The 13,056-nt window shown below is 72.1% G+C and carries 10 protein-coding genes; 6 read left to right on the top strand and 4 right to left on the bottom strand.

The features are described from left to right. Positions 1-2: 2 nt before the first annotated feature. Positions 3-2,414 (bottom strand): transglycosylase domain-containing protein, encoded by a 2,412-nt coding sequence (locus COUCH_RS02420; protein WP_249613528.1) that lies wholly within the window; start codon positions 2,412-2,414, stop codon positions 3-5. 316 nt (positions 2,415-2,730) lie between these two features. On the opposite strand from COUCH_RS02420, the gene COUCH_RS02425 reads away from it, so the two are divergent. After that, positions 2,731-3,033 (top strand): WhiB family transcriptional regulator, encoded by a 303-nt coding sequence (locus tag COUCH_RS02425; RefSeq protein WP_041832981.1) that lies wholly within the window; start codon positions 2,731-2,733, stop codon positions 3,031-3,033. A gap of 11 nt (positions 3,034-3,044) precedes the next feature. Here the strand turns inward: COUCH_RS02425 and COUCH_RS02430 are convergent, their stop codons facing one another. The 3 genes from COUCH_RS02430 to COUCH_RS02440 are packed head-to-tail and all read right to left on the bottom strand — an operon-like array spanning position 3,045 to position 6,107. After that, the gene (locus COUCH_RS02430; RefSeq protein ID WP_249610480.1) at positions 3,045-4,205 is read right to left on the bottom strand and encodes an ArsA family ATPase; all 1,161 of its coding nucleotides are present in this window, start codon (positions 4,203-4,205) and stop codon (positions 3,045-3,047) included. A gap of 51 nt (positions 4,206-4,256) precedes the next feature. Continuing rightward, complete coding sequence (locus tag COUCH_RS02435) at positions 4,257-5,228, bottom strand: ArsA-related P-loop ATPase (RefSeq protein ID WP_249610481.1); 972 nt, start codon at positions 5,226-5,228, stop codon at positions 4,257-4,259. Positions 5,229-5,231: 3 nt separating this feature from the next. Beyond that, entirely contained in the window at positions 5,232-6,107 is an 876-nt protein-coding gene (locus COUCH_RS02440; protein WP_249610482.1) for a hypothetical protein, read from the bottom strand. Positions 6,108-6,237: 130 nt separating this feature from the next. Here COUCH_RS02440 and COUCH_RS02445 point away from each other — a divergent pair, with 130 nt between their 5' ends. The 5 genes from COUCH_RS02445 (at position 6,238) to COUCH_RS02465 (ending at position 13,056) form a co-directional block, all read left to right on the top strand. Beyond that, complete coding sequence (locus tag COUCH_RS02445) at positions 6,238-6,393, top strand: DUF4177 domain-containing protein (RefSeq protein ID WP_249610483.1); 156 nt, start codon at positions 6,238-6,240, stop codon at positions 6,391-6,393. 114 nt (positions 6,394-6,507) lie between these two features. Further along, a complete protein-coding gene (locus COUCH_RS02450; protein WP_249610484.1) occupies positions 6,508-6,999 on the top strand; it encodes a RidA family protein in 492 nt (163 codons plus the stop codon). A gap of 171 nt (positions 7,000-7,170) precedes the next feature. Next, entirely contained in the window at positions 7,171-7,875 is a 705-nt protein-coding gene (locus tag COUCH_RS02455; protein ID WP_249613529.1) for an MBL fold metallo-hydrolase, read from the top strand. Then, positions 7,872-11,516: an adenylate/guanylate cyclase domain-containing protein gene (locus tag COUCH_RS02460; RefSeq protein ID WP_249610485.1), complete on the top strand. Its 3,645-nt coding sequence runs from the start codon at positions 7,872-7,874 to the stop codon at positions 11,514-11,516. Before COUCH_RS02455 ends, COUCH_RS02460 begins: the two co-directional genes overlap by 4 nt. 31 nt (positions 11,517-11,547) lie before the next feature. Next, positions 11,548-13,056: a serine/threonine-protein kinase gene (locus COUCH_RS02465; protein WP_249610486.1), complete on the top strand. Its 1,509-nt coding sequence runs from the start codon at positions 11,548-11,550 to the stop codon at positions 13,054-13,056.

Consider the following 13,056-nt stretch of genomic DNA (forward strand, 5'->3'; position numbering starts at 1 on the left):
TCCTACCGCCGCCCGGGTCTCGGCGGGATGATCGGGACGCGGGTGTCCGGCTTGGAGTCGGGTTTCTTGTCCTCTTTGCCCTTGCTGACCAGGATGCTGACGAAGCCGCCCTTGATGGTCCGGCCGTCGGGGCTGGTGCCGGCCGCGGTGCCCTTGGGGCAGTTCGACTCGACCTCCTGCCCGACGGAGGCGCTGAAGCCCGCGCTGCGCAGCCGGGCCTTGGCGCCGTCCACGGTCGCGCAGGTCACGTCCGGGATCGACCGCTGGTCGCCGATCGAGATCTTCCGGTCGCCCGGCTTCTTGAACTGGACCTTCGGCTTGCCCTCCATGTAGTCGCGCATCGTGTCCCACACCGCGGGGTTGACGATCGCGTGCGACATGCGGTCGGAGTGGTCGGCGTAGTCCGGGTTGACCAGGTAGCCCGCCACGGTCAGCGAGTTGCTGCTGATGATCAGCGCGGCGGTCTTGTCGTGGTCGGTGGTGCCGGTCTTGCCGTAGATCGGGTGCTTGATGATGCTGTGCGCCTGCGGCGCCGTACGGCCCTTGCAGCTGCCGAGCTGGGCGCTGTCGCCGACCGGGCAGCGGGCCGCGTCGATCGCCGCGCGCGCCACGTCCGGGGAGGTGGCGCGGGTGCAGTGCGGCTTGCCGACGTCGATCTTCTCGCCGTCCTGCGCGGTGATCTGCTCGACGGGGGTGGGCGTGCAGTACATGCCGTCGCCGGCCAGCGTGGCGTACGCGTTCGCCATGTCCAGCGGGGTGGAGGAGGAGACGCCGAGGGTGAACGCGCCCCACTGGTGCGCGGACTGCTCGGTGGCGGCGAAGTCGGCGTCCTGTTTGGCGCGGAACTGCACGCCGAAGCGTCTCGCCACGTCGACGACCTTCTCCGCGCCGACCCGTTCCTGCAGCGGTACGAAGTACGTGTTGACCGACGCGCCGAAGCCGGTCCACATGTTGAAGACGCCGGCCTCGTTCTTCGCCGCGTTCGACGGGCAGTAGTACTTGCCGTTACAGGTCGAGGGGCCGGGCGCGATGATGTACTTCGACACGTACCGGGGCGGGGCGTCGATCGGGTAGGCGAGCGGGTAGCCGTTCTCCAGCGCCGCGACCACCGTGAAGATCTTGAACACCGAGCCGGCCTGGTAACCGGTGATGTCGCCACCGCCACTGAGCAGCGGGTTCGTGGTGTTCGGGTACGTGCCCCGGATCTTCTTGCGCGCCTTGCGCGGGTCCGAGGAGATCTTGTTCTGCGGCTTGTCCGGGTCGTCGAGCTTGAAGCGGCGGTTGGCGGCGAGCGCGCGGACCTTGCCGGTGCCGGGCTGGACGCCGGCCAGGAGCAGCGCGTTCTTGTTCTTCTCCTTGATGTGGTCCCCGATGTTCTCCCGCGCCGCGCTCTGTGCGGTGATGTCCATGGAGGTCTGGATGCGGTAGCCACCGCTCTTGAGCCGCCGCTCGCGGTCGTACGTGGTGGCGCCGAACTCGTTGCGGCTCAGCCACCAGCGGTAGAAGTAGTCGCAGAAGAAGCCCCAGTGGTTCTTCGCCACCGAGACGCAGCCGTTGCCGGTCCGCTTGACCGTCTTGCTGATCTTGGTGTTGGTCGCCTTCTTGGCCTCGTCCGGGGTGATGAAGCCGAGCTCCAGCATGTCGTTGACCACGTAGTTGCGCCGGGCCAGCGCCTGCGGGTAGCCGCTGGCGGTGGTCGGGTTGAACGCGGTGGGCGCCTTCACCATGCTGGCGAGCAGGGCGGACTCGGCGATGCTGAGGTCCTTCGGCTTCTTCTGGAAGTACACCTGGCTGGCGGCGTAGACGCCGTACGCGCCGTTGCCGAAGGGCGCCGCGTTCAGGTAGCGCTCGAGAATCTGCTCCTTGGTGAGCTCTTTCTCGACCTGCATCGCGTACTTCATCTCGGTGATCTTGCGCTTGGGGCTGTCCTTGGTGGCGTCGACGACTTCCTGCGGGTTCGTCGCCGAATAGGCCAGGGACATGCGGACGTACTGCATCGTGAGCGTCGAGGCGCCCTGCGTGGACGACTTGCCGCTGTTGTTGTTCACGAATGCGCGGGCGACGCCTTTGAGGTCGACGCCGTTGTGCTTGTAGAACTCGTGGTCCTCGGCCGCGATGATCGCGTGCTGCATGTTGACCGAGATGTCCTTCAGCGGCGCGTCACTGCGGAACTCGTCGTAGAAGACCGAGATCTGCGTTTTGTTGTCGGACGCGAAGATCCGGCTGATCTGGGGCGCGCTGGCCTGCTTGAGTTCGCTGGGCAGGCTCGCGAAGGTCTCCCCGCCCGCCTTGGCGGCCAGGCCGGACATCGCGACGGCGGGGAATGCCGCGGCGGCCACGACGACGCCGGCCAGCAGTCCGCAGATCAGCAGCGAGGTCGCATTGGCGAAGATGTTGTGATCGCGTCTGCGCATCCAGGAGCTCACGTGAGCAGGGTACGCGAAAGAAGCGCCCGGCCAAGTGTCGAGATGGCCACGGTTCGCCCAGAATCATCCTGCCCTTACGGTCGGCAGCGCGTGGCGTTTTCTGCGAATTTCGGGGAACTTTTCGCTGTCCGGTCTGGGCGTGATGGCCGTAACTCCCGAGAGATACGTATTTGAGGGACAACGTTGCGTAATCGACCGACTACGGAGCATGATGGTCCGGCGAGCTGTCGCACGACGTCTGCACGGCTTGGGGGACATGAGCCCGCAGACGTCAGGGGGTTATGGCAAGGGGGGACGTAAACAGATGGGGATGATCAGCGACTGGCCCAGCATGGCGGCGTGTCAGAGTGGCGACCCTGACGCGCTGTTCGTGCAGGGCGCCGAGCAGAACGTGGCGAAGAGGATCTGCCGCAGCTGCCCGGTCCGCTACGAATGCCTCGCCGACGCGCTGGACAACCGGATCGAGTTCGGTGTCTGGGGAGGCATGACCGAGCGGGAGCGCCGCGCACTGCTGCGCCGGCACCCGCACGTGGCGAGCTGGCGGAAGATGTTCGAAGCCGCGCTGCGCGAGAAGGGCGCCGACAAGGTGCTCGTCTCGACCCGCTGATTCGATGTGATTCACGCGGTCAGCGCATCGCCGATCGTTCGCAGCCCGTCGACGTCGTGGACGTCGGCGGGCTGCGCCGTCACCGCCACCGCCGGCACCTGCGGGAACGCGTCGGTGAAGCGGGCGGCGACCCGTACCTCCCGCTCGATCAGCCGGAGCAGCCCGGCGTGCACCCGCAGCGCGTCCGCGGTCGTGCGCTGATCACCCGCCGCGTCGAGCGCGGCGGCCGCCGCCTCGGCCTCGGCCGCCGGAACCGACTCCAGGGCCGCCTGATGGGTGCGGTTGAGCACCAGCCCGGCGAGCGGCATCCGCTCCGCGACCAGCCGCTCCGCGAAATACGCGGCCTCGCGGACCGCGTCGCGCTCCGGTGCTGCGACCACCAGGAACGCGGTCTGCGGGTCCTGCAGGATGCGGTACGTCTCGTCCGCGCGCTGCCGGAAGCCGCCGAACATGGAGTCCAGGGCGGCGACGAAGCCGGACAGGTCGGTCAGCAGCTGGGCGCCGAGGATCTTCTGCACCGCCCGCGAGAAGATCCCGAACGAGGCCGTGACCAGGCTGAACATGCTGCGCCCGCCGCGCGCCGGCGCCATGAGCATGCGCAGCATCCGGCCGTCGAGGAAGCGCGACAGGCGCGCCGGGGCGTCCAGGAAGTCGAGCGCCGAGCGCGACGGCGGGGTGTCCACCACGATCAGGTCCCACTCGTCGCGGGAGCGCAGCTGACCCAGCTTCTCCATCGCCATGTACTCCTGCGTGCCGGAGAACGTCGAGCTCATGGCCTGGTAGAAGGGGTTGGCGAAGATCTCCGCGGCGCGCTGCGGCGAGGTGTGCGCCTGCACGACCTCGTCGAACGTGCGCTTCATGTCGAGCATCATGGCGTGCAGCTCGCCGCCGGTCGCCTCGGTGTCGATGCCCTTGACCTGCCGCGGCGTGTTGTCCAGCTCGTTGAGGCCCATGGACTGGGCCAGCCGGCGGGCCGGGTCGATGGTGAGCACGACGGTGCGGCGGCCGTGCCGCTCGGCGGCCCGGAGGCCCAGGGCGGCCGCCGTCGTCGTCTTGCCCACGCCGCCCGCGCCGCAGCACACGACGATGCGGATGGCCGGGTCGGCGAGCAGGGCGTCGACGTCCAGGCGCGGAGCGGTCTGATCAGCCACGCTTCGAGCGTACTGACTCACCAGGGGCAGCGCGGGCCGGAGCGCTGCTGTCTGTGGTGGGTCAGACAGCTATCAGACACTCATGAGTACAGCGGCGAGCCGATGGAGGCCGTCGCGGTCCACGCCGTCCTCCAGCATCGGCAGCTCCACCATCGGGTGGTCAGCCTCGGTCAGGTCGGCCCGCAGCGACTCCTCCAGCTCGCGCCGGGTGAGGTGCGCCTTCGCCTCGGCCTGCAACCCGGCGACCGTCGCCGGGTCGGTCGGCAGACCGGCCGCGGCCAGCCCGCGCTTCAGCTCGGTCTTGGTGACCTTGGCGCCGGCCAGCAGCGGCGGCCGGGCGCCGTTGACGATGATCCGGCCGACCGGGATGTTCAGCGCGCGCAGCTCGCCGATCGCGTCCAGGCTCTCCTGGACCGGCATCTCCTCGAGCAGCGTGACGACGTGCACCGAGGTCATCGGGGAGCGCAGCAGGGAGGCGACGCCGTCGCTCTGGGTCTTGATCGGGCCCATCTTCGCCAGCTTCGCGGTCTCGGCCGTCACGTTCAGGAACCGGCCGATCCGGCCGGTCGGTGGCGCGTCCAGCACCACCGCGTCGTACGCGCGCCGGCCGTCCGCCGAGCGCGTGGTCGCCTCCTTCACCTTGCCGGTGAGCAGGACGTCCCGCAGGCCGGGGGCGATCGTGGTGGCGAAGTCGATCGCACCGATCTTGCGCAGGGCGCGGCCGGCGGCGCCCAGCTTGTAGAACATGTCGAGGTACTCGAGCAGGGCCTCCTCGGGATCCACCGCCAGCGCCCGCACCTCGCCGTCGGCCTCAGCCGGGGTGGCGATCCGCAGCTCCTCGTACGGCAGCGGCTCGGTGCCGAAGAGCTGGGCGATGCCCTGCCGCCCCTCGACCTCGACGAGCAGCGTGCGGTGCCCGCCGGCCGCCAGCCCCAGCGCCAGCGCCGCCGCCACGGTGGTCTTGCCCGTCCCGCCCTTGCCCGTCACCACGTGCAGACGGGCGGGCCAACTGTTCCTACCCACGCTTTCGAGCGTACGTGTCATCTCTCAGCCGTTGATGTCGCAGACGAGCCAGCCGGTCTTGCGGACCACCGTGAACGTCAGCTGCTGCTGGGCGGCCTTCTCGTCGTCCGTGGTCATGGTGAGCTGCACGGCCACCACGGCCTTCTTCTCGCTCTGCCCCGAGACGGCGGGCTCGGTCCACCGGAAGACCGGGGACTGGTACTCGTTGGCGTACCCCCTGATCCGGTTGATCCGCTCCTTGAGCTGGTCCTGGTCGCGGGCCTCGCGGCAGACGAGGTCGCCGGCCGCGCCCGCGTCCTGCTGGGTGTAGGCGGCGGTGAGGAACCGGTCGACGGCCGTGGCCGGGTCGGGCGAGCCCTTGCCGCTGTCGGCGTTGCGCAGCAGCATCAGCGCGGAGAGCGTGCCGCCGCCGAAGAGCAGCAGCGTCAGGACCAGGGCGAGCGCGACCCACAGCGCGGTACGCCGCCGCCTAGGCGGGCCGGCCACCACGGTCTCGGTGGTGTGCGGGTCGAACGGCACCTCCCACGGCTGCGGCAGCATGCTCAGCGGGATGGCCTCGGTGGGCTGGTCGTGCTGGATGCCGGGCTGGACCTCGGCGGGCGGGGAGTGCTCGAAGGCCAGGTGCTCGGGCGGATGCGTACGCCACTCGCCCGGCTTCTCGTGCTTGGCGTGCCACGGCCCGGCCGGCGGCTCCTGGTGCCAGACGATCTCGCCCTCGACCGTCTCGGCCTCGACCACTGGCGTGGGCCGGTCCTCGTGGCCGGGTTCGCCGGGGTACGCCCCCAGCGGCGGCCACTGTGGTGCGCTCGGTGCCTGCGCGTCGGTGAGGTCCGACGCCGGCGCCTCCTCGGCGGCGATGGAGGACGCCCGCGGGGTCCGGCCCGGCGGCTGTTCCGTCATCGAACCCCCTGATCAACGCCCGTTGCGGCTCACCTGAAGGTTAGTGGAATCCGGTCGGGCGCGAGGCCGCTCCGGGCGTGACTAGGCTGTCGCGCAGGCATCCGATCTACCGCAGGGAGCTGGGCGAGCAATGCAGAAGTGGGAGTACGTGACCGTGCCGCTGCTGGTCCACGCGACCAAGCAGATCCTCGACAACTGGGGTGAGGACGGCTGGGAGCTGGTGCAGGTCGTGCCCGGCCCCAACCAGGAGCAGCTCGTCGCGTACATGAAGCGGGCAAAGTCGTGATCGACTGCACGGAGCGAAGCGACGGCCAGGAGAGCACGACAACGGAGGTGCAGCCGTGATCGACTGCACGGAGCGAAGCGACGGCCAGGAGAGCACGACAACGGAGGTGCAGCCGTGACGGCGCCGACTCCCGTGTCCGGTGACGGCGGCGCGGACGCGTACGCCAAGCTGGCCGAGCTGGGCCTGACGCTTCCGACCGTGGTGCCGCCGCTGGCGTCGTACGTGCCGGCTGTGCAGTCGGGCAACTACGTGTACGTCTCCGGGCAGCTACCGATGGTGGACGGGAAGCTGCCGTACACCGGGAAGGTCGGCGCGGACGTCACCCCGGAGCAGGGCACCGAACTGGCCCGTTACTGCGCGCTGAACGCGCTCGCGGCGATCGACGCGCTGGTCGGCCTCGGCCGGATCGTGAAGATCGTCAAGGTGACCGGGTTCGTGGCGTCGGCCGAGGGCTTCACCGGCCAGCCGGCCGTGGTCAACGGGGCGTCGAACCTGTTCGGCGACGTGCTCGGCGAGCTGGGCCGGCACGCGCGCAGCGCCGTGGGTGTCTCGGAGCTGCCCCTCGGCGCGCCGGTCGAGGTCGAGGTCATCGCGGAGATCGCCTGAGCGGGCGCCCTCATTCCATGGAGTGACCGTGGGTTGACCGGGTCGCACAATGCGTGCTCGGTCCCACGGTCCCCGGCGACGTACCATGCGCTGGGGGGTGAATCTGTGTCGTCGCAGGTGGAGCGGTTGCCGGAGTGGGTCACGCCGCTGCGCGCACCCAACGCGGGCCCGATGACGCTCGACGGCACCAACAGCTGGGTGCTGCGCGCCCCGGGTGCCCGCGACGCCGTGGTGATCGACCCCGGGCCGGACGACGCCGGTCACCTGGCGTCGCTCGCCGAGCACCGGCCGCTGAGCGCGATCCTGGTGACGCACGGGCACCCCGACCACGTCGAGGGCACCGAGACCCTGTCGCGGATGCTCGGCGGCGTGCCGATCCTCGCGGCCGACCCGCGGCACGGCGACCCGCTGCCGACCCGGATGCGCCTCGGCGGCCTCGACATCGAGGTTCTCGCCACGCCCGGGCACACCGCCGACTCGGTCTGTTTCGTCGTCGAGGACGCCATCTTCACCGGCGACACCGTGCTGGGCCGGGGCACCGCCGTGGTGGCGTGGCCCGACGGCGACCTCGGGGCGTACCTGGACAGCCTCGCGGCGCTGCGGGCGTACCCGATGCTCATGCTGCCCGGCCACGGCCCGGTGCGGGCCGACTGCGCCGAGCTGGCCCGGGCCTATCTCGCCCACCGGCACGAACGACTCGAGCAGGTGCGCGCCGCGATGGCCGCCGGTGCTGACACACCGGAGGCGATCGTTGACGCGGTGTATCCCGACGTCGATCCGACGGTGCGCTTCGCGGCCGAATGGTCCGCCCGGGCGCAACTCGACTTTCTGAGGCGGGAATCACAGCCGGGCCCGGAAGAGTTGGACCCGCTGTGACCTGTCCCGTGTGTGGAACCGTGGCCGTTCCCGGCGCCCGTTTCTGCCACAACTGCGGCGCGGCGCTGCCCGCGGCCGCCACGCTGCCGGCCGCCGAACGACGGATCGTCACCGTGCTGTTCGGTGACCTTTCGGACTTCACGTCCTGGTCGGAGGACCTCGACCCGGAACGCGTCGGGGCGGTCACCGACCGTGTCCTCGCCGCGCTGGCCGGGGCGGTCAAGACCTTCGGCGGGCACGTCGACAAGCTCACCGGCGACGGCATCATGGCGGTCTTCGGCGCGCCCGTGGCCCACGAGGACGACGCCGAGCGGGCGGTGCGCGCGGCGCTCAGCATGCAGCGCGCGGTCCGGCGGGTGCTCGACGACGAGCGCGGCGGCGGTGCGCCGCTCGGGCTGCGCGTCGGCCTCAACACCGGCGAGGTCGTCGCGGGCATCCAGGCCGCGATCGAGTACACGGTCATCGGCGACACCGTGAACACCGCCGCCCGGCTGGCCGACGCCGCCGCGGTCGGCGCGGTGTACGCGGGCTCCCGGACCTCAGCGGGCACCCGGCATGTCGCCTCGTGGCGGCAGCTGCGGGCGCTGCGGCTCAAGGGCAAGCGCGAGCCGGTGCCGGCGTACGAGCTGCTCGGCCTGCACGACGCGCCCGGCACGCGCTCCGGGCTCGGCGACGAGGCGCCGTTCGTGGGTCGCGAGACCGAGCTGGGCCGGGTCGCCGGGCGGCTCGCCGAGGTGATCGACTCCGGCGCGCCGCGGGTCATGGTGATGACCGCGGAGGCCGGCATCGGCAAGACCCGCTTCGCCGGCGAGGTGAAGCGCCTGGCGGCCGGCTACGACGTCGGCGCGGGCCGGTTCGCCGCGCACACCGGCGCGCGGGTGCTGCGGGCCCGCTGCCGGGCCTTCGGCGAGCGGCGCCGCTTCGCCCCGCTGGCCGACCTCGTGCGCAAGGCCGCCGGCCTGCCCAAGGACGTGGCCGCCACGATGACCCGTACGGTCGTCGAGGAGCGGCTGCGCAAGGTCGTCAGCCGGCTGGCCCGCGACGGCGAGACCCCGGACGTCGACCTCGACCGGCTGCTCGCGCTGCTCGGGTACGGCGAGGCGCCCGGCAACGCGGTCGGGCCGGCGGCGGTGGCCGAGTGGCAACCGACCGGTGGCGCCCGGCCGGAGACGGAGACCATCCCGATCGCGGTCGCCGGGCTGCTGACCGCGCTGTCCCGGGAGGCGCCGCTGGTCGTGATCGTGGACGACCTGCACGACGCCACCGCGGAGACGATCGACGCGCTCGGCGGTGTGCTGTCCCGCCTGGACGGCCCGGTGGTCATGCTGCTGCTCGGCCGCCCCGAGCTGGTCCGCACGGCCGGCGCGCTGACCCGCCTCGCGGACGCCGAGATCCACAGCCTGCCCCCGCTGCGGGGCGCCGACGCGTCCCGGCTGCTGACGTCGTACCTGAACGGCGGGAAGCTGCCGCAGCAGGATGTGGACCGCCTGCTGGCCACCGCGCAGGGCAACCCGTTCTACCTCGCCGAGCTGGTCACGCTGCTGATGGAGCGCGGCGCGCTGATGCCCGCGGTCGGTGCGAACGCGGCCGGCAAGTGGCAGCTCGCCGCCGGTTCGCTGGGCAGCCAGCTGCTCTCCCGCGACCTCGCCGCCGTGCTCGCGGCCCGCATCGACGCGCTGCCCAACGAGCCGCGGTCGGTCCTGCGCGACGCCGCGGTGGTCGGCGACACCGTGCCCACCGGCGCGATCGAGGCGCTGCGCGACCGCCGGTCCGCCGGTGACGCCCGTCCCGGTGCGGTCGCCGCGGTGGAGCTGGAACGCGCGGTCGACGAGCTGCTGCAGCGCCGCATGCTGCACCGGGTCCGCGGCGGCTACGCGTTCGCCACTCCGCTCATGCGCGAGGCCGCGTACGCCGGCATCGGCAAGGCGGATCTCGCGGAGCGGCACGCGTACCTGGCGCGCTGGGCGGCGCCGGAGTCGATCACGACCCTCGGGTACGACGCCGCGTCCCGGCTGAGCATGGGCGAGAACGAGCGCGACGCGTTCGTGGCCGCTCACGTCGAGTGCGCGGTGGAGCTCGCCGACCAGGTGCGGCTCCGTCCCGAGGCGAGCGTCCGCGACGTCGCTCCGCTCGGGGTGGCCGCGCTCGGCCGGATGGCCCGGCGTGCCCTCGCCAACATCGAGCCCGCGGCGTCGATCGCGTACGCCGAACGCGCCGCCGCCCTCACCAAGGACGGTCTGCCGCTCTCCGACCAGCTCGTGCACGCCCGCGCGCTGCTGCGCCTGGGCCGGGCGACCGAGGCGCTGAACCACGGCGAGAAGATCGCCGAGGCGGCCGAGAACGAGCCGGTGTGCCGTGCCGAGGCCCTGCTCGTGGTGGGCCGGGCGCAGGAGGCCCTGGGCGACGTGCCCAAGGCGGTCGTCGCCTGGCAGGAGGCGCTCGACGTGGCCACCGAGGCCGAGCTCGCCCCGGAACGCGCCAACGCGATGCGCAGGCTCGGCATGGCGGACTTCCTCGCCGGCCGGCTCAGCCAGGCCAGCAGCCGGTTCGCCTCCGCGTACCAGGTGACGCTGGCCGCCGGCGACCGGCACGGGCAGGCCTGGGCGCTGCAGAACCTGGCCTGGGTCACCACCACGCGTGGGGACTTCGCGGGCACCGACGCCGTCCTCGGGCGGGCCGCACGGCTGTTCGCCGAGCTCGGCGACCCGGTCGGCCGCTCCTGGCTGCGCGGCACGACGGCGTTCGCCCGGCTGCTCGCCGGGCGGCTGCAGGAGTCGCGGCGGCTGGCCCGGATCTTCCTGCCGTTCGGCGACCGGGTCGGCGAGGGCTGGGCGGTGGGCACGTTGCGGGCGGTCGAGGCGTACGCGGCCGCCGAGCTCGGCGACCTGGCCGAGGCGGACGGCGAGGCGCGCCGGGCGTTCAGGGACTTCGACGCGGTGTCCGACGACTGGGGCCGCGGCCTGGCGCTCGTGGTGCGCGGCGTGATCGCCCGCGGCCTGGGTGAGTTCGATCACGCCCACGATCTGCTCACCGACGCGCTCGGGTACGCCGACCGCACCGGCCACCCGCTGCTGCTGGGCATGGCGGGCACCCTGCGCGGCTTCGTGGCGCTGCAACGCGGCGACGGCGAGGCTGCCGAGGCCGACGCGCGCCGGGTGATGACGTCGGTGGAGCCGCACAACCCGCTCGCGCCCGCGCAGGTGGGGCCGCGGGTGCTGCTCGCCGAGGCGCGGATGCGGGCGGGCGACCCGGGTACGGCGGTCGGTCTGCTCGCGCCGATCGCCAGCGACACCGGCGGCTCGCTGCTGTTCTCCCGCCGGCACGCGCTGGCGTCGTACGCCTCGGCGCTGCTGGCCGAGGGCCGGGTGGAGGCGGCGGCCACGTGGATCCGCCGGGCCCGGGAGGTGCGCGCGGAGGACGTACGCAGCGGTGTCGTCGCCGCGATGGTGCAGGCCCGGGTGCACGCGGCTGCCGGAAACATGCCGGCGGCGCGGGACGCGGCGGAGGAGGGCGTGCTGCTCGCGTACTCCACCGAGCAGGCCAGCGAACGGGTGGCGGCGGAGGAGTTGCGGGACGCTCTGGCACTTTCCATCGTGGAACCGGCGGAATCTGTCGCGTACGCGTCTGACGTGCCGGGATGATCGAGGCCGCACTTCGCGTATTTTCTAAGCCGTGACGGAAACCCCGCCTGGTCGCCTGCCCGTGCCCTACGTGCCAGGCATGTCCGGCTTGTCCGTCATGGCTCGCGGAGGGTACGCAACCGTGTACCGAGCGACACAGGACTCGGTCGGCCGTGAGGTCGCGATCAAGGTCGAGAACCGGACTCTGGAAAGCCCGCGGGACCAGGCCCGGTTCCTGCGCGAGGCGAAGGCGGCCGGGCGGATGTCGTCGCACCCGCACGTGGTGGACCTGTTCGACGTCGGCGTGACGGTGGACCAGCACCCGTACCTGATCATGGAGCTGTGCGACGGCTCGTACCTGGACCGCATGCGGATCTCCCCGCTCGGTGCGGTCGAGGCCCGCGACCTCGGGGTGAAGATCGCCGACGCGCTGGTGCACTCGCACGCCAACGGCGTGCTGCACCGTGACGTGAAGCCGGCCAACATCCTGTACTCGCACTTCAACCCGGCCGTGCTCGCCGACTTCGGCCTCGCCGTGCTGGGCGAGATGCGTGACTCGTCGGTGACCCTCGAGGTGCTGACCCCGGCGTATGCGCCGCCCGAGATGTTCTCGCACGCCGACCCCTCGGGCGCCGTCGACGTGTACGCGCTCAGCGCCACCCTCTACGCGGTGATGCGGGGCCGCCCGCCGCGCTGGGACGGCGACCGCAGCCCCAGCCTCATCACGCTGATGGACATGTTCAGCAAGCCGATCCCCGACCTCCCCGGTGTTCCGCGCTCACTGACCGACGTCCTGCGCTACGGCATGGCCAACGACCCGCGGGAGCGTCCCACCGCCGAGCAGATGCGGGACATGCTGGCGGAGCTGCACCTCAGCCCCACCGGCCACGGTTCCGCCGGCGTCTACCGGTCCTCCACGTTCGTGCCGCCCGCCCCGCGGCCGCACCACGCCGCGCCGCCGCCCCGGCCGGTCCCGCCGGCGACCCCGACCCGGGATGCGGCCGACGAGACGCCGACGGTTCACACCGAGAACCCCAAGCGCAGCAAGCGGAAGTGGCTGTTCGGCGGCTTCGGCGTGGCCCTGCTGCTCGCGGCGTCGATCGGCGGCTCGTGGCTGGCCGCGTCGCAGGGGCCGACGGTCCGCTCGGTCGCCGCCAAGCTCGCCGCGCCGACGGCGTCCACGCTGCCCGCCACGGTGGTGCAGTTGCCCGGCTGTCCCGGGCGCTCGTACTGCCCGGGGGAGCTCGAGTGCTTCACCCTGCGGGCCGGCACGGGACCGGTGGCCCGCAAGGTGTCCTGCGCGAAGCGGCACAGCTGGGAGGTCTTCGCCGTCGGCTCGCTGCCCTCCGATGTGGATCCGCGGGACCGGGACGCCGTGACCACCGAGCCGGCCGTGCTGCGGGTGTGCAGCCGGAACGTGTTCCGGCGGACCACCGCGCGCGCCGACGCCGCGGAATGGGCGCTGTCCGTGCTTCCGCCCACCGCCGAGGACCGGACGTTCCGGTGCCTCGCGGGGCAGGGCGCGGGCCGCCTGCACGGCCCGGTGCTCAGCCGCGGCTGA

Source organism: Couchioplanes caeruleus (assembly GCF_023499255.1).
In the GTDB taxonomy this organism is placed as follows: domain Bacteria; phylum Actinomycetota; class Actinomycetes; order Mycobacteriales; family Micromonosporaceae; genus Actinoplanes; species Actinoplanes caeruleus_A.